Raw genomic sequence first — 22,093 nt, forward strand, 5'->3', positions numbered from 1 at the left:
CACTGATTAATGCAACCAATTGTTTTGTAAAAGAAAAATATTATTCAAGGCCAGCCCCAGCTCAACACATTACAAAGTCGCGCAAATCAGGTTAAGCGTGTGTTACGTTCGAAAAACGCCGCCATTCTGGTTTTGAAGGCTGCTGAACCATCCATGAGTTCCCAGGAAAGGGAAAACGCGTTTCTCACGACCACACGGAGTACCGCATGTCTCGTAATGGCTTCCCGCGTCACCCGCTCACCCGCGCCGTCCTCAGCGGCCTGATCCTGGCCGGCAGCAGCGCGATCGCGCTCGCCCAGGAAAACACGCCCACCGATCTCGGACGCGTAACCGTCACCGGCTCACTGATCCCGCAGACACAGATCGAGAACCACACGCCGGTCCTGACTGTTACCGCCGAGGACATCCAGACCCGCGGCTTCACCAGCGTGGCCGAAGTACTGCAGCAGAATTCGCTGACCACTGGCGGGCTGCAGGGCGGCCAGACCTCAGCTTCGTTCACCCAGGGCGCCGAAGCCTCAGGCATGTTCGGCCTCAGCCCGAGCTACACCAAGTACCTGATCAACGGGCGGCCGATGCTGTCCTACCCCGCTCTCTACAACGGCAGCGACACCTTCAACAATCTCAGCGGCATCCCGATCGACATCGTCGAGCGCATCGAGATTCTGCCGGGCGGCCAATCGTCGCTGTACGGCTCGGACGCGATCGCCGGCGTGGTCAACATCATCCTCAAGGACCACATGGACGGCGGCGTACTGAACGTGCGTGGCGGCGCCTACACCGAGGGTGGCGGCAACGATTTCCGAGTCAGTGGCGCGCATGGCTTCAACGCCTTCGATGACCGTTTCCATGCGCTGGTCAACGTGCAGTACGAGAAGAGCAGTCCGATCTGGGGTTACCAGCGCGACCTGACCAAGCAGAACAACACCCGTGGCTACACGCCACAGGTTCCGACCAACGACTTCCTGGTCTACCTGCCGGACCAGCAGAACGCCTACGTGATGATGGATCCAAGCCGCTGTGCCAACGTGGCCAGCCAGTTCGGCGGCACCACCGTACTGGGCACGCGCGCGGTCGGTGAATCTTGCGGCTCGCCCTTCAGCGCTGGCTACAAGACGCTGAAGAACGGCAAGGAAAGCAGCCAGATCTATTCGTCGATGTCCTTTGATGTCAACGACAACTTCCAGCTGTTCGCCGATGCGCTGTACAGCCTGGAGGAGGTCCAGTACAACGCCGGTTCGGGCTACGCGTTCTGGGGCAGTGATGTCGGCTTCGGTGCGTTCGTCGACCAGGCCAGCGGCGAATACATGAACCTGCAGCGCGCGTTCGCGCCGGAGGACATCGGTCCCGCCGGCTACCGTGACACCATGAGCACTGATCGCAACAAGGCCTACCAGGTCACGTTGGGAGGGCGTGGCAACTTCGGCAACTGGGATTACAGCGCCAGCTTCAGCCGAGGTGAGTACAAGCTGACCGAGCGCAGCTTTGCGCGCTGGGCGAACGAGATCGACAGCTACTTCGAAGACCGCGTGCTGGGCCCGGTACTGGGCATCACCGACGACGGCTACAACATCTACAGCCCCAATTGGAGCGCGTTCTATTCGCCGCTGCCGGCCGGTGATTTCCAGACCTTCACCGGCTTCACCTACAACAAGAGCCGCACCTGGCAGAACCTGGGCCGCGCGCAGATCACCAACGGTTCGCTGTTCAAGCTGCCTGGTGGTGATGCCGGACTGGCCGTGGTGGCCGAAGCCGGCAGCGAAGGCTGGTCGTACACCCCTGACCAGCGCCTGCTGGACGGTAGCGTGTGGGGCACAACCTCGGTGGCCGGTGCCGGCCATCGCAGCAACTACGCGGTGACCAGCGAGCTGCGCATGCCGCTGCTGGAGTCGCTGACCGTGACCGCCTCCGGACGTTACGACGCGTTCAGGATCGCCGAAAAGACCGTCGACAAATCGACCTACAGCATCGGTATCGAGTTCCGCCCGATCGAAAGCCTGCTGTTCCGTGGCAAGTACGGCACCGCCTTCCGCGCGCCCAGCCTGTCCGACGCGTTCCAGGGGCGCAGTGGGTACTACGCCAATGGTTCGATCGACTACTTCCGCTGTGGACAGCTCGGCTTCAACCCCAGCGACACGGTGGGTTGTCCCTATGCCAATGAATCGGTGTTCGGCGAGCAGTCAGGCAACCCGGAGCTGGAAGCGATCACCGCCGACGTCTGGAATGCCGGCATCGTGTGGGCGCCGATCAACAACCTGTCGGTGTCGGTGGACTACTACAACTGGAAGATCAAGAACGAGGTCAATACGCTCAGCTCCGACCAGTTGCTGCTGGCCGAGTACTACTGCCGTAATGGCCAGACCAACAACACCTCGGCCAGTTGCCAGAACGTAAACGACTGGATCACCCGCGATGGCGCCGGCAAGCTGGAACAGATCTACACGCCCAAGATGAACATCGCCAGCCAGAACCTGCAGGCGGTAACGGCCAGCTTCAAGTACGTGCAGGACATCGGCCGCTTCGGCGCGCTGCAGTTCTCCAGCAACTACACCAACATGATCAAGCGCGAGCTGCAGCCGCAACCGGGCGATGAGTATCTGGACCTGCTGCGCGACCCGTACGCGATGTGGAACTACGACCAGTACGCCAAGGTGCGTGCCGACGGTGCGGTGGGCTGGGCGAAGGACAAGTGGACTACCACGTTGTACTTCAACTACATCGGCAAGACGCCAAACCGCATGGCGTACCTGGGCAAGGGCTACGACTACGTGCATCCGTCCGGCTACCAGGCCGGCAAGTGGGGCTCATACACCACCTACAACCTGAGCGTGAACTATCAGGCGATGGATAACCTGACGCTGTCGATGATGGTCAACAACGTGTTCAACAAGATGCCCGACGGTCAGGCACACAGTTACGCCGGCAACGTCGGCGCTCCCTATAACAGCAGCATCTACAACCCTTACGGCCGCGCCGTCTACGTGCAGGCCAGGTACGAGTTCGGCGGGAAGTAAGCAGCACACCTCTGTTGGACCAACGGCCCCGCTTCGGCGGGGCCTTTTTTTAACAAATGTTGCACGAATCCACATCCACACCATTTGTTAATATTTCATTAGCATGCCGGTCGTTACGTAAGCTATTGATTTATATATTGAATGTAAAAGTGAACAACACCGTTCCGCAGCGCAACATTTTGAAACATTCCCAAACAAGCAGCCTTAGCTTTTGATTTAAAAGAACTTTTTCAGAGAAAGCCAGCCTGTTGTTGTGACTGGACTATTTTGTCTACGTGAACGCCGTGTTACGGTCCAGCTGAATGGATTGCAACTGAACAAATCATGAAAGCTGTCAGGGAGGACGTCAGCCAGCCGACAACGCTCATACGGGGATCCATCATGTCTTGCCATCGCTCCACGCCGCTGCGCCACCCACTGACCCTCGCCCTGCTTGGCACCCTGCTCGCCTCCGGTACCGCGCTGGCGCAAAGCGGCAACGCACCGACCCAGCTTGACCGCGTCACCGTCACCGGCTCGCTGATTCCACAGACCGAAATCGAGAACCACACGCCGGTCCTGACCGTCACCGCCGAGGACATCCAGACCCGCGGCTTCACCAGTGTGGCCGACGTACTGCAGCAGTCCTCACTGTCCACGGGCGGCCTCCAGGGCGGCCAGACCTCGGCCTCGTTCACCCAGGGCGCCGAAGCGGCCGGCATGTTCGGCCTCAGCCCGGGCTACACCAAGTACCTCATCAATGGCCGCCCGATGCTTTCGTATCCAGCGCTGTACAACGGCGGCGATACGTTCAACAACATCAGCGGCATTCCCATCGACATCGTGGAGCGCATCGAGATCCTGCCGGGTGGCCAGTCCTCCCTGTATGGCTCGGATGCGATTGCCGGCGTGGTCAACATCATCCTCAAGGAACGCATGGACGGCGGCGTTCTCAACGTCCGTGGCGGCGCCTACAGCGAAGGCGGTGGCAACAGTTTCCGCCTGAGCGGCGCACACGGGTTCAATGGCGTCGATGACCGCTTCCACGCGCTGGTCAACGTGCAGTACGAAAAGACCAGCCCGATCTGGGGTTACCAGCGCGACCTGACCAAGGTCAACAATCCAGACGGCTACAGCCCGCAGTACGTTTCCAACGATTTCCTGGTGCTGCTGCCGGCCGCCAACAACCGCTACGCCATGATGGACCCGAACCTCTGCGCCAACGTGGCGGGCCAGTTCGACGGTACCACCGTGCTGGGCACCCGCCCGACCGGCCAGGCATGCGGCTCGGTGTACGGCACCGGCTACAAGACCATCAAGAACGGCAAGGAAAGCGCACAGATCTATAGCTCTGCCACCTTTGACCTCAATGACAACCTGCAGCTGTTTGGCGATGCGCTGTACAGCCTGGAAGAGGTCAAGTATGCGACCGGCTCCAACTACACCTGGTGGGGCACCTCGTCCGGCTGGGGTCGCTTCTACGACCAGGCCAGCGGCCAGTACATGAACCTGCAGCGCGTGTTCGCCCCGGAAGACATCGGCGGCGCCGGCTACCGCGACATCATGAACACCGACCGCAACAAGGCCTACCAGGTGACACTGGGCGGCCGCGGCACGGCCGGCAACTGGGACTACAGCGTCAGCTTCACCCGTGGCGAGTACAAGCTGACCGAGCGCAACTTCGTGCGCTGGAACGATCCGATCAACGACTACTTCGAGCAGCGTGTGCTGGGCCCGGTGCTGGGTACTACCAGCACGGGCTACAACATCTACAGCCCGAACTGGGAAGCGTTCTATGCGCCACTGCCGGCAGGTGATTTCCAGACGTTCACCGGCTACAGCTACAGCCAGAGCCGTACCTGGCAGAATTTGGCCCGGGCCCAGGTCACCAACGGGTCGCTGTTCAAGCTGCCCGGTGGCGACGCCGGCCTGGCGGTGGTGGTCGAGGGTGGCAGCGAAGGTTGGGACTACACTCCCGATCCGGGCCTGATGGATGGCAGCGTCTGGGGCACCACGGCGGTCTCCGGCGCTGGCCACCGCAGCAATTACGCCGTGACAGGCGAACTGCGCCTGCCGCTGCATGACATGCTGACCGTGACCGGATCCGGCCGCTACGACGCCTTCAAGATCGGCAGCAACACCGTCGACAAGTCCACCTACAGCATCGGCATCGAGTTCCGCCCGATCGAGAGCCTGCTGTTCCGTGGCAAGTACGGGACGGCCTTCCGCGCGCCGACCCTGTCCGATGCCTTCCAGGGCCGCAGTGGCTACTATGCCAACGGCTCCACCGACTACTACCGTTGCGGCCAGTTGGGGTATGCCCCGAGCAACACCGCTGGCTGCCCGTATGACAGCGTATCGGTGTTCGGTACGCGTTCGGGCAACCCGGACCTGGAGCCTATCACCGCCGACGTGTGGAACGCGGGCGTGGTGTGGGCTCCGATCAATAACCTCTCGCTGTCGGTTGACTACTACAACTGGAAAATCAAGAACGAGGTCGACACCCTCAGTTCGGACCAGTTGCTGCTGGCCGAGTACTACTGCCGTAACGACCAGGCCAACAACACCTCTGCAAGCTGCCAGAACGTCAACGACTGGATCACCCGTGATGCATCCGGCGTGCTGGACGAGATCTACACCCCGAAGATGAATGTTGCGCGCCAGAACCTGGAAGCTTTGACCGCCAGCTTCAAGTACGTGCACGACATGGGTCGCTTCGGTTCGTTGCAGTTCTCGGGCAACTACACCGACATGCTCAAGCGCGAGCTGCAGCCGCAGCCGGGCGATGAGTTCCTGGACCTGCTGCGTGACCCCTACGCGATGTGGGTGTACGACTCTTACGCAAAGGTGCGCGCGGACGGCTCGATCGGCTGGGCCAAGGACAAGTGGACCACTACCCTGTATGCCAACTACATCGGCAAGACGCCGAACTACATGGCATACCTGGGCAATGGCTACGACTATGTGCACAGCTCCGGCTACAAGGCGGGCAAGTGGGGCTCCTACACCACCTACAACCTGAGCGTGAACTATCGCGCGCTGGACAACCTGACCCTGTCGCTGATGGTCAACAACGTCTTCAACAGGATGCCGGACAACCAGCGCTTCAGCTTCGCCGGCACCAGTGGCCAGCCGTACAACAATTACCTGTACAACGCCTACGGGCGAGCCATCTACGTGCAGGCCAAGTACGAGTTCGGTGGCCGCTGATCCGCTGACGCCACTTGTGCTGCAGAAGGCCCCGCTCCAGCGGGGCCTTCTGCTTTGGAACGCAACCAGGGCCGGCCAGAGTTGTAGATTTCACGCCAAGTTGACGAACCGGGCGCCCTCGTTCATCTTCAGGTCATCTTCCAGTCAAACTGCCAAGGATGCCCTGTACATGAAAGCCACACGCCTCTTCGCCCATGTGGGCGCTGCTGCTACGCTGCTGGGCCTGGCCGTGGGCCAGGCGCTGGCTACACCGCTGCCGGTCGACGACTTCGCCAAGATTCCCGCCATCCAATCGGTCACCATGAGCCCCGATGGCAAACAGCTGGTTGCGATCATCGCTGCCCCGGGAAGCAACAACGGTGACACCGCGCTCGCCAACTGGAACCTGGACAATCTCGGCGCAGGCCCGGTGGCCATCACGCCCTCCGGCGACCGCATGAAGTTCATCGCCGCCAGCGCATTGAAGGCCGGCCGCAGCCTTGTCATCGGCCGCCAGGAACTTACCGCGCAGCTGGCCGGTTGTGGAGAAGGCAACTCGGTGGGAAACACCAAGACTTTCCTATCGAAGGCTTACCTGACCGACACTTCCCAGACCAAGTTCGACGAAGCATTCGCCGACAATTCACGCAAGCTTGGCATCAGCGAACAGACACAACGCTGCCTGGAACTGGCGGGAACTGCATCACTGGTTCACTCGCTCCCAATGGACCCTGACAAGGTCATCATTTCACAGATCAATCAGTCAACGTTCTCGGCAGGCTACTACCTGTTCAATCTCAAGACCGGACAGACCGAGCTGCTCTTCCGTGGCGACGCGCGCTCGACGCCCGGGTTGTTCCATCCCCGCAGCGGCGAACTCCTGACAAGGACCCAGATCGAACCGGCCGGGTCGAGCGAGTACGAACAGCAGATCCTGATCAAGGACAAGGCAAGCGGAAAGTTCGAGAAGCACGATGCGCTGACAACCAAGCTCAGCGAACGCTACACGATGGACGTGGCCGGCATCGATGACCAGACCGGCAAGCTCTACATCCTCACCGACAGATTTTCCGAGCAGGTGCAGGCCCGCCTGTACGACCCAGCAACCCGGACCTTCGACAAGGAGCCGCTGGCCGCCCACCCGCAGTATCCGATCAGCGGCCTCATCCTCGGCAGCAAACCCAGCAACTTCAATCAGGTTCTGGGCTTCTATGTGGATGGGCCGCGGCGCGAAGCGATCTATGTCGACCCGCAGATGAAGGCCCTCTTCGACGGCCTCAAACAGGCCTATCCGGGGAAGTACGTCGCCATCACCGGCTACAACGACGATCTCTCCCGCGTGCTCTTTACCACCAACAGTGCCGACACGCCGACGACCTATCACATACTCAGCGACCGCAAACAGGTGACCACCCTGGGCAGTGAGCGACCCTGGATCGATGGCAGGCAGATCGGCCAGCAACGCTGGGTCACCTATACCGCCCGCGACGGACGAAAGATTCCCGCCATCCTTGATCTGCCCGCGGGCTGGAAGGAAGGGGGAGAACCACTTCCAGCGCTCGTGCACCCGCACGGTGGCCCATGGGCTCGTGACTATGCCGGCTGGGATGCATCTGGCTGGGTGCCTTACTTCACCTCGCGTGGCTACGCTGTCATCCGCCCCCAGTATCGAGGCTCAACCGGCTTTGGACGCGACCACTGGCTCGCGGGTGACAGGCAGTGGGGGCTGACCATGCAGGACGACAATGACGATGCGGCTGCGTGGCTGGTGCAGCAGGGCATCGCCGCAAAGGACCGCCTGGCCATCTTCGGGTACTCCTATGGCGGCTTCGCAGCCGCTGCAGCCACGGTCCGCAGCCCCTCGCCTTTCCAGTGTGCCATTGCCGGAGCGCCCGTCACCGATCTCGGCAGAGTCGGCATGTCATGGAGCGAGAACCGCCTGCAGCGCATCCTGCAGGGGCAGACCGTCAAGGGAATGGACCCGATACAGAACACGGCCAAGGCGACCATCCCGGTACTGCTTTACGTCGGAGATCGTGACGTACGCACTCCGGCGTTCCACGCCCGATCGTTCTACAACGCAGTTCAAGGCAAGGTTCCGGCGAAGTTCGAGTTGATCGCCGACATGCCGCACAGCATGCCGTGGTACCCGAGCCACTACCGGGCCACGCTGCCGCTGATGGCCGACTTCCTGGCCAAGGACTGCGGCCCAGGCGGCCTGTAGGCCGCCCAGGGAGGCACCCTGCCGTCGTCCACGCAGCTGGGGAGCTCTGCAGCTCCCCACCGGTACATGAATACGCCATTAGCAAAAGCGCGTTACATACGGGGAATGTTCATGTTGCATTTACTTTACGCCGTACATACACTCCGTTAACCGAAGCATAACAAGTGGGGATCCGACACAATGCGCAAGACCAACCGCCTTATTACGCCCAGCCGCCTGCCGCTCGCCCTGGCAGTGATTGCCTGCCTGCAGGCAGCCCCGGTGCTGGCCCAGGAATCCACCCGCGAGGAAGCAGCGGCGTCAAGTGCTTCGACGTCTGACAAGAAGGCCACTGATCTTGACAAGGTTACGGTCACCGGCTCCCTGATCCGTCGCGCGGACTATGAAACCACCTCGCCGGTGTTCACCATCGACACCGAGCGCAATGCCGCCCAGGGCCAGACCAGCGTCAGTGAATTCCTGCAGAAGTCGGCGATCGGCGCCGCCGAAACGCAGATCACCAATCAGTTCGGCGGCTTCACCACCAATGGTGGTACCGGCGTACAGACGTTCTCGCTACGCGGCCTGGGTGCCAATCGCACGCTTATCCTGCTTGATGGCCAGCGTCCGGGCCCGGCCGGTACCCGCGGCGCGGTCGGCGCGTTCGACCTGAACGTGCTGCCCACCGCCGTCCTGCAGCGTGCCGAGATCGTGAAGGACGGTTCGTCCTCCATCTATGGCTCCGATGCCGTCGCCGGCGTGGTCAATCTGATCACCAAGAAGAACTTCGACCGTCCCGAGCTGACCGTCAGCGGTCGCGTTCCGACCGAAGGCGGCGGTGAAGTATTCTCGGCGTCGCTGGCCAACGGCTGGAACTTCGACAATGGCAGCATCGTCGCCGCCGTGGAATGGTACCGCCAGAACGAACTGACCCGCGGTGACCGCGATTTCTTCAAGTGCGCCGAAGATATCGTCTGGGACGACAAGGGCAACCGCATCGACCGCGTCGACCGCTCCATCCTGGCCGGCACCAACCTGGCCAACTGCCAGAACATGCTGCACAACGTCATCGACGTCGGTTCCGTCCGTTACGTGCCGAGCACCGATGGCAGCACGGTTGGCCCGTTCCCGGGCTATCGTCCGCGCGCCAACCAGACCTATGCCAACGGCAACCCCGTGGCGACGTATCAGGAGCCGTACAACTTCCAGGCTTACGGCCAAGCCCAGATCATCAACCGCCAAGAGCGCAAGACGGTCTACTTTGCCACTGACTTCGGCTTTGATTCGTTCAACTGGAAGACCCAGTTCCTCTACAACAACCGCACCACGGACAACTTCTCGTGGCGCCAGTTCTTCCCGACAGTGCTGATCCCCGGCACCACCACCCGCGCTCAGCCGGTGCTGCCGTTCAAGTCTGCTTCCGAGACCGAAGTTGATTACTACTACTTCGCCAACAAGTTCGATGGCGGCTTCGGCAGCAGCACCTGGGGCTGGGAAGTCAATGCCAACTACAGCCACTCCAGTGGCAAGTACAGCAACCTTGGCATCCGCAACTCGATCAGCGGCGACATCGGCCGTCCGGGTACCGGCACTGCAGCTGCGAACTACTTCGACCCGGGCTATCTGAATGGCTCGAAGGTCGACGAGCTGGTCTCGATCCTCGGCGTCTGGGCCAAGGGCAAGACCACCTACGATCAGACCACGGTCAACGCCGTGTTCAGCGGTGAGCTGTTCGATCTTCCGGCCGGTGCCGTGGCTTCCGCAGTCGGTGTGGAGTACCGCAACTACAAGATCGACGACCAGCCGGGTGCCGATTTTGCCGACATCTGGGGTTCGACCACCGCCGGTCGCACCAAGGGCGACGAGAAGGTGAAGGAAGCGTTCGTCGAACTGGATGTGCCGGTCTTCAAGGGAGTTCCGGGCATCGAGTCGCTGTCGCTGAACGGCTCGGCCCGCGTCTTCAAGTACGACACGGTGTCCGGTTCGGACAAGGTGTGGAAGTTCGGTGTCAACTGGCAGATCATCCCGTCGCTGCGCCTGCGCGGCACCATCGGTACCTCCTACCGTGCACCGGGCCTGTATGAGCTGTACCTTGGCAATCAGACCGGCTTCCAGGCGCAGACCGCGATCGATCCCTGCATCCGCTGGGCTGAAGGCAACAACAGCAACGCTGCTGCCAACTGCGCCGCTGCCGGTATCCCGGGCGACTACACCGCCGCAGGCAACAGCAGCGCCACCGTCTTCACTCGTGGCGGCGCTGGCGGCGACCTGAAGCCGGAGACCTCGCGTGCACGCAGCATCGGCCTGGTGTTCACCCCGGAATTTGCTGACCTGAGCGTTGCGATCGACTACTTCGACTACGAAGTCAGCGACCAGATCACCGCGCTGAGTGCAGCGTCCATCCTGGAAGGCTGCTACGAGTCGACCACCTATCCGAACCGCTACTGCGACCTGATGCGTCGTAATCCGAATTCGGGTACCAACGCGAACATGATCACCGAGGTGTATGCGCAGTACCTGAACATCAACCGCCAGCGCACCCGCGGCTGGGATCTGACCCTGAACTGGGAACACGAGTTCAGCTTCGGCAAGTTCTCGCTGGACTCGCAGGTCACCTACACGGTTGAAGACACCGCCGAGCTGTTCGACAGCGCAGCGGCCAGCGGCCTGTCCTCGTCGGACCAGCTGGGTGATTTCGGTCGCCCGGACCTGGTCGGCAACCTGGGCCTGAGCCTGGAGCGTGGCGACTGGACCTACAACTGGATGACCCAGTACATCGCGTCGACCAAGGACCCGGACCTGCTGGAGACGTTCACCTATCAGGGCCGTCCGAATTCCTACCGCGACATCACCGCTGGCAGCCGCTGGTATCACACCGCCTCGGTGAGCTACGAGCAGGCCGATTGGCAGATTCTGGTGGGCGTCTCCAACGTGTTCGATGCCAAGCCGCCGCTGATCTCCAGCAGCGTCTACTCTTCGCGCTACGGCAACACCCACCCGTTCGCCACCCAGTACGACTACTACGGTCGCACCCCGTTCGTGCGCCTGAAGTACAAGTTCTGATCCACCGCTGACCGCAACACCCGACAGACCCGGCTTTTGCCGGGTCTGTCTTTTCCGGGCCACCAAGCGGCCCCCTTGCACCCGGCCATGACCTTCGACACCCTTGCAGGTCTGGCCGGCGGCGTATCGTTCGGCCCACGGCCGTCCCACGGCCTTTCCCTGACTCACTCGGCCTGGAGGCCATCAAAGTGACCCGTACTCCCAAGATCGTGCTGCTGACCCTGGCCGTTTCGGCCGCGCTGGTCGGCTGCGGCAAGACTGAAACCCCGGCCAAGGACGCCACCGCCTCCACGCCGGCCGCGGCCGAAGCCACCAACTACACGCTGGACGAAAGCAAGCTGCCGGCCTACAACGCTTTCCAGCCCAGCGATCTGGATACCACCAAGGACGCCTGCGGCGCCTTCGGCGACTATGTGAACAGCAAGTGGCTGGCCGCCAATGAAATTCCGGGCGACCGCACCAGCTGGGGTGCGTTCACCATCCTCGACGAGCGCTCGGTGGCCGTGCAGCACCAGCTGGCCGAACAGGTGGCGCAGGTCAAGAATCCGAACCACATCGAGAAAATCGTCGGCGACCTGTGGGCCACCGGCATGGACGAGGCCAAGATCAATGCCCAGGGCATCGAGCCGCTGAAGGCCGACCTGGCCGCCATCGACGGCCTGCAGGACAAGGCGGCCATCGCCGATTACCTGCGCACCAGCGCGGCCAGGGGCGACAACGTCCTGTTCGGCTTCGGTGCCGAAGCCGACTTCAAGAACTCGGCCGTGAACATGGCCTACGCCAGCCAGGGCGGCCTGGGCCTGCCGGACAGCACCTATTACACCGACGCCAAGAATGCCGACAAGCTGAAGGCCTACCAGGCGCACGTCGCCAAGGTGCTGGAGCTGTCCGGTGTCGCCGCTGCCGACGCCGCCAAGCAGGCCGAGGACGTGGTCAAGTTCGAGACCCGCCTGGCCAAGGCCTCCAAGTCGCGCGTGGAGCTGTCGCGCAACGTCGAGCTGTACTACAACCCGGTCACCCTGGCCGATGCCGACAAGCTGACCCCGAACTTCAGCTGGACCGAGTTCTTCAAATCGCAGGGCGTGGCCGCGCCGGAGAAGTTCTCGCTGGCCATGCCGGCCTTCCATGAGGAAGTAAGCAAGGCGCTGGGCGATACCGACCCGTCGGTGTGGCGCGCCTACCTGCGCTTCCACACCGTGGACAGCGCCTCGCCGTACCTGGCTGATGCCTTCGTGCAGGAAAACTACGAGTTCTACGGCAAGACCCTCAACGGCCAGAAGGAACAGAAGCCGCGCTGGAAGCGCGTGCTGGGCACCATCGAAAACGATGCGGGTGAAGCCTTCGGCCAGCTGTACGTGAAGGTTGCCTTCTCGCCGGAAGCCAAGGCGAAGATGGAAGAACTGGTGAAGAACCTGGCCGCCGCGCTGAAGGAGCGCATCCAGGGCTTGAGCTGGATGAGCGAGGAGACCAAGGCCAAGGCCATCGCCAAGTGGGAAACCTTCACCCCGAAGATCGGCTACCCGGACAAGTGGCGTGACTGGTCGGGCCTGCAGACCCAGCGCGACAGCTTCCTGGGCAACGTGCGCGCGGCCAACGAGTTCAACTACAAGTTCAACCTGTCCAAGATCGGCAAGCCGGTGGACAAGACCGAGTGGGGCATGACCCCGCAGACGGTCAATGCCTACTACAACCCGCTGCAGAACGAGATCGTGTTCCCGGCCGCCATCCTGCAGCCGCCGTTCTTCGACCCGAAGGCCGACGACGCATTGAACTACGGCGGCATCGGCGCGGTGATCGGCCACGAAATGACCCATGGTTACGACGACCAGGGCGCGCGCTTCGGGCCGACCGGCAACATGGAAGACTGGTGGACCGCCGCTGACAAGAAGAACTTCGAAGGCCTGACCGGCAAGCTGGTCAAGCAGTTCGACCAGTACAAGGTCGACGGCCAGGCGGTGAACGGCCACCTGACCCTGGGTGAGAACATCGCCGACCTGGGCGGCCTTGCTACCGCCTACGATGCCCTGCAGAAGGCCAGCGCCGGCAAGGAAGACCCGAAGGTGGACGGCTTCACCCGCGACCAGCGCTTCTTCTTCAACTGGGCCACCGTGTGGCGCACCAAGTACACCCCGGAGAACGCCAAGGTCCGCCTGGCGACCGACCCGCACGCCCCGGCACAGTTCCGCGCCATGGGTGCACCGTCGAACCTGCCGACCTTCGCGGCCGCGTTCCAGTGCAAGGCCGGTTCGCCGATGGCCCGCACCGGCGAGCAGCAGGTGGTGATCTGGTAAGTCCTGGCTGACGCTGTTGCAGACCTGCAAAGGCCCGGGAATTCCCGGGCCTTTGTTTTTCCGGGGTGTCTTTCATCCACGCATGGCGTGGATCTACTGATCCCGGCGCTCCCCGGTAGCTGCCGACCTTGGTCGGCGAATGCACCGCGACGCGTGCATCCCGCGCCCATGCCTGGCTTGCTATAGTGCGCGCGCCCTCAATCCATCACGGATTCGTTCCACATGCCCAACTTCCGTCCGCTTGCCATCGCCCTGGGCATCTGCCTGGCGACCCTGGTCCCGACTCACGATGCGTTCGCCGCCAAGAAGAAGGCCGCACGCGCTCCGGCCGTCAGCGCCCAGTGCAGCGACTTCTACGACGCCACCAATGCAGGCTGGCTGAAGGCCAACCCGGTGCCGCAGACCGGCGCCGTCACCGCGCTGGGACAGCTGGTTGACCGCAGCCGCCAGCAGCAGCGTGAACTGCTCGACGCCGCGATGAAGTCGCCGCAGGGCAATGTGCAGAAGCTGCTGGGCGACTTCTGGGCCAGTGGCCTGGACGAAGCCGCCGTGGAAGCAGACGGCTCCAATCCGATTGCGCCGCTGCTGACCCGCATCAACGCCATCAAGAAGGCCAAGGATGTGCCGGCCTCGATCGCCGCGCTGCACCAGGTCGGCATCCCGGTGGCCTTCAACTTCGGCCCGGACGTCGACCTGAAGGCGCTGGATCGTCACATCGGCTACTTCATGCAGGGCGGCATGGGCCTGCCGGATCCGGCGTTCTATACCCGCACCGACGCCGACACCGTGGCGCTGATGGGCCGCTACCGCAACTACGTCAAGCAGATCCTGGCGCTGACCGGTACCCCGGCCGCCAAGCTGGATGCCGAGTCGCAGGCGGTGATCGCGCTGGAAACCGAACTGGCACGCAATGCGCAGTCGCTGGCCGGCATCAACAACCCGTTCAACAACTACGCGCCCATCTCCACCAAGGAGCTCAACAGCCGCTACCGCAACCTGCAGCTGGATGCCTTCCTGAAGGCACAGGGCGTGGACGATGACCTGGTCTCGCTGGCCGACCCGGGCCTGTTCAAGCAGCTCGATGGCATGGTCACCAAGCTCAAGCCGGAGCAGTGGAAGGCGTACCTGCGCTGGCGCGTGGGCGACTCGATGGCGCCGTACCTGTCCAAGGCCTACCGCGACGCCGAGTTCGAATTCCGTGGCCGTGTGCTGCGTGGCCAGACCCTGCCGCCGCAGCGCTGGGAATCCGTGCTGGATGCAATCAATGTGGCCGCCGGCCCGATGGTCGGTCGCGAGTACGCCGCCCGCTACCTGTCGGCCGAAGATCGTCGCCAGGCCGCATGGATCGTCGACAAGGTGCGCGAAGTACAGATCGAGGCGGTAAAGAACAGCAGCTGGATGAGTGCCGAAGCCAAGACCGAAGCGCAGGCCAAGCTGGCTGCGCTGAAGATCGAGATCGGCACTCCACTGCGCGACCTGGACTACAGCGTGCAGCCGATGGGCCGCGGCTCGTTCGGTGGCAATATGCTGATCGCGTCGACCTGGCGCCATCGCGAGGAAATGAAGCGCATCGGCAAGGGCAACGCCGACCGTCGCTGGGACGTGCTGCCGCAGCAGCCGTCGCTGGCCTATGACCTGGCGCAGAACCGCCTGATCGTCACCGCCGCGATCCTGCAGGGCCCGGTGTTCAACGCCAAGGCCGACGCCGCCGACAAGTTCGGCAGCTTCGGTGGTCTGGTCGGCCATGAACTGACCCGTGCGATCGATGCCAAGGGCGCGCTGGTCGATGCCAAGGGTGAGCTGCGCAGCTGGTGGACTCCGGCCGACAAGACCGCCTGGACCCTGCTCGGCAATCGCGTGGCAGCGCAGTACAGCGCCTACGACTTCCCGGGCGTGAAGGGTGCCAAGGTCAACGGCACGCTCACCCAGGAAGAGAACCTGGCCGACATCGCCGGCCTGGAACTGGCCTGGGCCGCATACACCGCGCAGGAGCCGAAGGCCAAGCCGGCACAGCAGCAGGGCTTCTTCCGCGCCTGGTCGACGTTGTGGGCGCAGCAGCTGTCGCCGAACGAGGCCGCGCGCCGCCTGACCGCCGACATCCGCGCGCCGGGCCTGTGGCGCAGCAACGGCACGCTGGCGAACCTGCCGGCGTTCGGTGCTACCTTCAGTTGCAAGGCCGGGCAGCCGATGCAGCGCAGCGAAGCCGACCAGATCAAGGTCTGGCGCTGAGGTCTGATGGTTTGTTATTGATGAAAGGGCGCCTCCGGCGCCCTTTCTTTTGCGGAAACGGAGGGAAAAAGGCCCTGACGGATCAGGGCCAAACCAACCCTTGCGGCGAGAGAGAACCGCTGTTCGCGCAGGTCAGAAGTCGTATGAGGCGCTCAGGCGCACTGTCCGCGGTGGTGTGAAGTAGCTGCCCATACCGTAGATGTTGGAGACCGTGTCGGGTCCGGTCTGGTACTTGGCAGTGGACTGCAGCTGGCGCCGCTGGTTGAGCACGTTGAAGATGTTCAGTCCCAGGCCAAGCCGGTTGTCAGCAAACCCGGGGCGATACATCACGCCCATGTCCAGCTGCGCCGTCCACGGCTGCCGGCCCGCGTCGCCGGGACGCGAAGGCTTGCCATTGCAGTAGTGGTAGGCCGAGCCGTAGCCATTGAGTGGATCGGTCTGATCACTGCCGTAGTAGCCCAGACAGCTTTTCGGCATGCCCGACATCACCCGAACCGTGGCAGAGGCTGTCCATTCGTCATCGATCTGGTAGGCACCGAACGCCTTGAACTGGTGCCGGCGATCATTGGCGAGGTAGCCGCCGGCGTACTCCATCAACGCCGCCGCATCCCAGTCTTGGGTCTTGGACACATCGCTCTGGCCGATATCCGATCTCACCTGCCCTTCGGTGTTGCCGAAGCTACGCGACCAGGTGTAGTCCAGGCGGCCGGACCAGCCGTCGGACATCGGACGTTCGATGAACAGATCCAGTGCCACGTACTGGCGCTTCGCCTTCTTGCCGTCGTAGCCCCAGTCTGTCGAACTCATGCTGACCGGCGTGTAGCCGGAGCCATCACGGTGCCGTAGCTGGAAAGTGTTGGTGGCACCCGGATTGAAGATCACGCAACCGGGCAGATCGAAAGTGTCGGCATCCAGACCCATGCCTGCAAGTCTGTCGACGAAGCGGTCTGAATCGCAGGTATCGTCAATGGCCGACTGCAGCTTGCGGTAGGTGACCTTGGCACCGCTGTTCCAACGGCTGCCCAGGGTTTTCTCGAAGCCCAGGATCAGCTCGTCCTGGTACTGCGACTTCAGGTCGGTCGGCGCGACGGCCAGCGGATCGGGCGCCTGCCCGTACTCGCCGTTGGCCGACACCGGACCCGGCCCCAGTGGTGTGAGGCCGGTCGGGTTGCCGTTGGCGTCGATGCCGGTATAGGCGAAGTATTCGCGCGTGTAGGTCGATGCGGAGGCGCCGCGGATAGCCACGCTGTTGGGCAGCGCCAGGTAGTAGCGGCCCAGGTTGGCAAACAGCTTCAACGAAGCATCGCCGAATACATCCCAGCTGGCGCCCAGGCGTGGCGCCCACTGGTCGCCGCTCTCCACGTAGGCGCGGCCGTCGCTGTTGAAGTTGGTGAAGCGGTCGTTGCGAAGGCCAAGCGTCAGCAGCCAATCGGGTGTCAGCTGCCAGCGGTCTTCCAGGTAGTAGGCCCGCTGCTTCACCGACATGCTGGTGGTAGTGGAGAAAATGTACTTCTGCACGAAATAGCCCTCGCCCCCCGGCGGGGCGATGCCGAAGCCCGGGCTGGGCGATGCGCCCGGATTGCCACGCGAATAGATCCAGGCATGACCGGGGCCTGTCATGGACTGCCCTTCGTTGTTGGCCCGGTAGGTCATGTTGTCAACGCCGGCAGTCAACTCGTGGTTGCCGATGCGGTATTGCAGGTCCATGCGCAGCCCGTGGGTCGTGCTGCCCGCATCAGGTGCCTTGCTGTAGAGATCGGGCTGATCGTTGCGGATCGGCGTGCCACCGTTCAACGAGGGATCCTGGTTGCCGGCACCACTGATATAGGGGTTGCCCGAGTCCAGCGGATTGAATTCAAGGTTGCTGGTACGCGCGCGCCCCCACACGGCACTGAAAGTCAATGCATCGTTGAGGTAACCGGTGTACTTGAAGATATCGACGTCGGTACTGGACTTGACCAGGTTGGGGAACGTACCGGTGCGATCCCCCTCGGACAGTGTCTTGTAGTCGAACTCCCGGTAGTAGCCAGCGGTACGATCTGTGTCCTGGAAGCGGGTGTACTCCAGCGTATTGCCGTCGTTGATGTTCCAATCGATCTTGCCGTAGAACTTCGGCGTGTCAACGCGGTAGTGGTTGCGCACCTGCTGCGCGGCGGCTTCGTTGGCGGTTGCAACGCCTTCGCGACGGTTCGATTCGGCAGCAAGGTGGATGAACAGCCTGTCTTCGATCAACGGGCCACTGGCATAGCCGCTGTAGGTCGTCGTGGTTGCCTTGTCACCGCGCCGGTAGCGGTACAACGTGCCCGGCTTGGACGGATTCTCGAAGGCATATCCTTCAGGAAGGGTCATGTCCGGGTAGTTCACCGATGCCGGAGACTCGGCCAGCCCGGCCGGCGACCAGGTGACCTGCGCACCGAACCGCCACGCGTTGGTGCCACGCTTGCCTACCTGATTGATGACACCACCGGTGGAACGGCCATACGCCGCGCCGTAGCCGCCGGTGAAAGTTTCCTGCTGGTCGATGGAGCCGTACGGCAGGCTGATGCCGCCCAGATAGTTGAGCGGGTTGGTGACGTTGAAGCCGTTGAGGTAGTACGCATTCTCGGTGACGCTGGCGCCGCCAAACGACAGCACCGAGCGCGAGCCATTGCTGAAGGAGCCACTACCAGCGACCACGCCCGGCGCCAGCAGCGCGATGGATTCAGCGCTTCGCCCCAGCGGCAACACATCCAGCTGCTCGGAGGTGATGACCGACTTAGAGACGGTGTGGGTCACATCGATCTTCGGCATGTGGGCGACCGTGACATTGACCGCATCAAGCGTGGTCGCCGGGCCTTGTGCGGCGAAGCTCACTTCGGTACCGCTGCCCACGCGCAGCTGCACATCATCGCGCTGTTCGATGATGCGCCCGTCGCGCTGCAGGCTGATGCTGTAGCGCCCCACCGGCAACGCACCGAAGCTGTAGCGCCCCTGGGCGTCGATGACTGCCCTGCGCTTGAGGCCACTGTCGCTCTGCGCAACGACGGTCGCGCCTTCGGAGCCGCTAGCATTGCCGTACAGCGTGCCGGTCGTGCTCTGCGCGGCAACGCTGCCAACGATGGAAAACAATATTGCCGAAAGTGCGCTGCGCTTTAGCACGCGATGTATGGATGCAACTGCCATGAATTCCTCTCCGTTGATGGAACTACCGGGGAGTTATAGGCACGGGTCTGCCGCGCAAGGCAGTGCTGCAACCGGCGATGAATCGGGTGGAATACGCCACGATGCAAGCCTCGACGCGGCCCATGGTTCAATCCATGCACTTGAAAAGCCTGGATATTCAGTGGACCAAGCAACGACAGGTACGGATGCACGACGCACGCCACGACAGACAACATACGTCACGCCAGAGTGCTGACGCACAACATGCAGCGTCCAAAGCGACAGCATGTCGTTCCGATTCCGACACACCCACTGCAGACATGCTCGCCTGCGTCACCCGTCACGCAGGCTGCAGCGTGCCCCGGTAAGGCACGATGCACCTGACCAGCGGCGCGCCGATTTTCTACATCGAACACGAACTGCCCGTCCACGTCGTACTCGAAGCTGATGTCGCCAGGCAGCAGTGCGCGTGGCAGCGCGATGCCCAGCAGCGGCCAGCATCGTGGCATCAACTGCAGGCGCCCCCACCCGCCACCAGCGCAAGGCCGACCGAGACCGCGCCGAAACGCTCGACCAGCGGCGCGTCACCACGACCACGGCCCTTGGTCTGCAGGGTCGGGCCGCTCGGCCTGCAGCGCCGGCGCCAGAGTACGCCAGGCCACCAACAGCTCCAGCTCCGGCAGGTCCGTCAGCAGGTGGATCAGCCGCCCACCAAGCACCCCAATCCATCCAGGATCAGGGGCTGCACGCTTCGTCCTTCGTGCTGCCGTTGACGGGAACTGCTTTCCCCTGCGCTGCAGCACGATGCCGCATTAACACCAGGCGTGCTATCGCTGCGCCTTCGTCCGCTGCGGAGCCCGACCATGGCACACAAGAACACGATCTGTATCTGGTACGACAACGGCGCGCTCGAGGCCGCCACCTTCTATGCCAACACCTTTCCCGACAGCGCGGTGACCGCTGTCCACCACGCCCCGGGCGACTACCCGGACGGCAAGGAGGGCAACATACTGACCGTTGAATTCACGGTCTGCGGTATTCCCTGCGTCGGCCTCAACGGCGGCACCGCGTTCAAGCACAGCGAAGCATTTTCTTTCCAGATCCAGACCGAGGACCAAGCCGAGACCGACCGCCTGTGGAACGCGATCGTCGGCAACGGTGGACAGGAGAGCCAGTGCGGTTGGTGCAAGGACCGATGGGGCGTTTCCTGGCAGATCAGCCCACGCATGCTGATCGAAGCGGTGACCAGCCAGGACAAGGCACTGGCCAAGCGCGCCTTCAACGCGATGATGCCGATGAAGAAGATCGACATCGCCACCATCGAAGCGGCAATCAAAAAAGGGGACGGAGGGGATTAAGTCGTTATTCCCCATTGTCTGTGACCCAATGCGAATTGCGACTTAATTCCCTCCGTCCCCTTTTCCCGAGGTGCTGATGTCCTGGGATGCGATCATCATCGGTGGTGGCCACAACGGCCTGGTCTGCGCGGCCTATCTGGCGAAGACCGGGAAGAAAGTGCTGGTCCTTGAACGGCGCGGTGTGCTCGGCGGCGCTGCGGTCACCGAGGAGTTCCATCCCGGCTTCCGCAACTCTGTGGCGTCGTACACGGTATCGCTGTTGCAACCGAAGGTGATCGACGACCTGCAACTGCATGCGCATGGGCTGCGCATTGTCGCGCGCCCGGTCAACAACTTCCTGCCATTGCCCGACGACCGCTACCTGTTGTCGGCACCTGGCCGCGCCCAGGCCGAAGTCGCGAAATTCTCCGAACGCGATGCGCAGGCGCTGCCAGCGTATGAAGCACGCCTGGGGATCTTCGCCGACGTACTGCGCGCATGGGCCCTGCGCGCGCCGCCGGACCTGGGTGTAGCAGGCGGTTGGCGTGCGCTGCCCGCGCTCTGGCAGATGGGCCGCCTCGGCCGCGAACTGGCAACGCTGGATGCTTCGCTACGCCAGGAACTGCTGGACCTGTTCACGCTGTCGGCGGCCGAGTACCTGGACCGCTGGTTCGAGAGCGAGCCGATCAAGGCCCTGTTCGGCTTTGATGGCATTGTCGGCAACTATGCAAGCCCGTATACACCGGGCAGCGCCTACGTACTGCTGCACCATGTGTTCGGCCAGTGCAATGGCGTGAAAGGTGCGTGGGGCCATGCGATCGGCGGGATGGGCGCAATCAGCCAGGCCATCGCCGCCGCTGCACGCGCGGCTGGCGCGGAACTGCACGTGGACGCCGGCGTGCGACGCGTACTGGTTGAACACGGCAGTGCCGTGGGAGTGGAACTGGCCAACGGTGAAATCCTGCGTGCACGCGCGGTGATCGCCAACGTCAACCCGAAGCTGTTGTACGAGCAGATGCTGGCCCCGGCACAGGTACCAGACGCGACCCGCGAACGCATGGCGAACTGGCGCTGCGGTTCCGGCACGTTCCGGATGAACGTGGCGCTGTCGCGGCTGCCGGACTTCCGCGCCCTGCCCGGGCCCGGCGATCACCTCAGCGCCGGCATCATCATGGCGCCCAGCCTGGAGTACATGGACCGCGCCTGGCTTGATGCGCGACGCGACGGCTGGTCGCGCGAACCGATTGTGGAGATGCTGATTCCCAGCACGCTGGACGCTTCGCTGGCGCCGCCCGGCCGGCATGTGGCCAGTCTGTTCTGCCAGCACGTGGCACCGGTGCTGTCCGATGGACGTCACTGGGATGATCACCGTGACACGGTGGCCGATCTGATGATCGCGACCGTCGACCGGTATGCACCGGGCTTCGCCGACAGCGTGCTTGGCCGACAGGTGCTGTCACCGCTGGACCTGGAACGCACCTTTGGCCTGGTCGGCGGTGACATCTTCCACGGCGCACTGAGCGCCAACCAGCTGTTCTCGGCACGGCCGATGGTCGGCCAGGCCGGCTATCGCGGCGCCCTGCCCGGGCTGTACCTGTGCGGTTCGGGCACACACCCCGGCGGTGGCGTCACCGGTGCGCCGGGGCA

Annotated in this window: 9 protein-coding genes; 8 read left to right on the top strand and 1 reads right to left on the bottom strand. The window is 63.0% G+C overall.

All coding sequences use genetic code 11. The features are described 5' to 3' along the window. The first annotated feature begins 206 nt into the window (after nucleotides 1–206). From ACTXG9_RS05260 to ACTXG9_RS05285, 6 genes are all read left to right on the top strand, one after another. Complete coding sequence (locus tag ACTXG9_RS05260) at nucleotides 207–3,014, top strand: TonB-dependent receptor domain-containing protein (RefSeq protein ID WP_111102208.1); 2,808 nt, start codon at nucleotides 207–209, stop codon at nucleotides 3,012–3,014. Between the two features lie 381 nt (nucleotides 3,015–3,395). Further along, nucleotides 3,396–6,203: a TonB-dependent receptor domain-containing protein gene (locus ACTXG9_RS05265; protein WP_058981090.1), complete on the top strand. Its 2,808-nt coding sequence runs from the start codon at nucleotides 3,396–3,398 to the stop codon at nucleotides 6,201–6,203. A gap of 169 nt (nucleotides 6,204–6,372) precedes the next feature. Continuing rightward, the gene (locus ACTXG9_RS05270; protein WP_134734790.1) at nucleotides 6,373–8,406 is read left to right on the top strand and encodes an alpha/beta hydrolase family protein; all 2,034 of its coding nucleotides are present in this window, start codon (nucleotides 6,373–6,375) and stop codon (nucleotides 8,404–8,406) included. Nucleotides 8,407–8,586: 180 nt separating this feature from the next. Next, complete coding sequence (locus ACTXG9_RS05275; RefSeq protein ID WP_019660622.1) at nucleotides 8,587–11,448, top strand: TonB-dependent receptor domain-containing protein; 2,862 nt, start codon at nucleotides 8,587–8,589, stop codon at nucleotides 11,446–11,448. 188 nt (nucleotides 11,449–11,636) lie between these two features. Further along, a complete protein-coding gene (locus ACTXG9_RS05280; RefSeq protein ID WP_019660623.1) occupies nucleotides 11,637–13,739 on the top strand; it encodes a M13 family metallopeptidase in 2,103 nt (700 codons plus the stop codon). A 222-nt stretch (nucleotides 13,740–13,961) separates the two neighbouring features. Further along, the gene (locus ACTXG9_RS05285) at nucleotides 13,962–15,968 is read left to right on the top strand and encodes a M13 family metallopeptidase (RefSeq protein ID WP_111102211.1); all 2,007 of its coding nucleotides are present in this window, start codon (nucleotides 13,962–13,964) and stop codon (nucleotides 15,966–15,968) included. A gap of 132 nt (nucleotides 15,969–16,100) precedes the next feature. Here ACTXG9_RS05285 and ACTXG9_RS05290 read toward each other — a convergent pair whose 3' ends face one another. Then, nucleotides 16,101–19,130, bottom strand: coding sequence for a TonB-dependent receptor (locus ACTXG9_RS05290; protein WP_111098591.1), 3,030 nt, complete (start codon nucleotides 19,128–19,130; stop codon nucleotides 16,101–16,103). Nucleotides 19,131–19,972: 842 nt separating this feature from the next. Between ACTXG9_RS05290 and ACTXG9_RS05295 the strand changes: the two genes are divergently transcribed. Then, on the top strand, nucleotides 19,973–20,467 hold the full coding sequence (locus ACTXG9_RS05295) for a VOC family protein (RefSeq protein ID WP_111098590.1): 495 nt from the start codon (nucleotides 19,973–19,975) through the stop codon (nucleotides 20,465–20,467). Nucleotides 20,468–20,543: 76 nt separating this feature from the next. Beyond that, the coding region (locus tag ACTXG9_RS05300) for a phytoene desaturase family protein (RefSeq protein ID WP_457654776.1) at nucleotides 20,544–22,093 on the top strand (1,550 nt) is incomplete at its 3' end.

It is taken from the genome of Stenotrophomonas maltophilia group sp. LNF247 (genome assembly GCF_054083135.1).

What these genes read in the sequence shown, in the direction of transcription:
- ACTXG9_RS05260 (WP_111102208.1), top strand. Translation starts at nt 207, where the DNA reads ATGTCTCGTAATGGCTTCCCGCGTCACCCGCTCACCCGCGCCGTCCTC.
- ACTXG9_RS05265 (WP_058981090.1), top strand. Translation starts at nt 3,396, where the DNA reads ATGTCTTGCCATCGCTCCACGCCGCTGCGCCACCCACTGACCCTCGCC.
- ACTXG9_RS05270 (WP_134734790.1), top strand. Translation starts at nt 6,373, where the DNA reads ATGAAAGCCACACGCCTCTTCGCCCATGTGGGCGCTGCTGCTACGCTG.
- ACTXG9_RS05275 (WP_019660622.1), top strand. Translation starts at nt 8,587, where the DNA reads ATGCGCAAGACCAACCGCCTTATTACGCCCAGCCGCCTGCCGCTCGCC.
- ACTXG9_RS05285 (WP_111102211.1), top strand. Translation starts at nt 13,962, where the DNA reads ATGCCCAACTTCCGTCCGCTTGCCATCGCCCTGGGCATCTGCCTGGCG.
- ACTXG9_RS05290 (WP_111098591.1), bottom strand. Translation starts at nt 19,130, where the DNA reads ATGGCAGTTGCATCCATACATCGCGTGCTAAAGCGCAGCGCACTTTCG.
- ACTXG9_RS05295 (WP_111098590.1), top strand. Translation starts at nt 19,973, where the DNA reads ATGGCACACAAGAACACGATCTGTATCTGGTACGACAACGGCGCGCTC.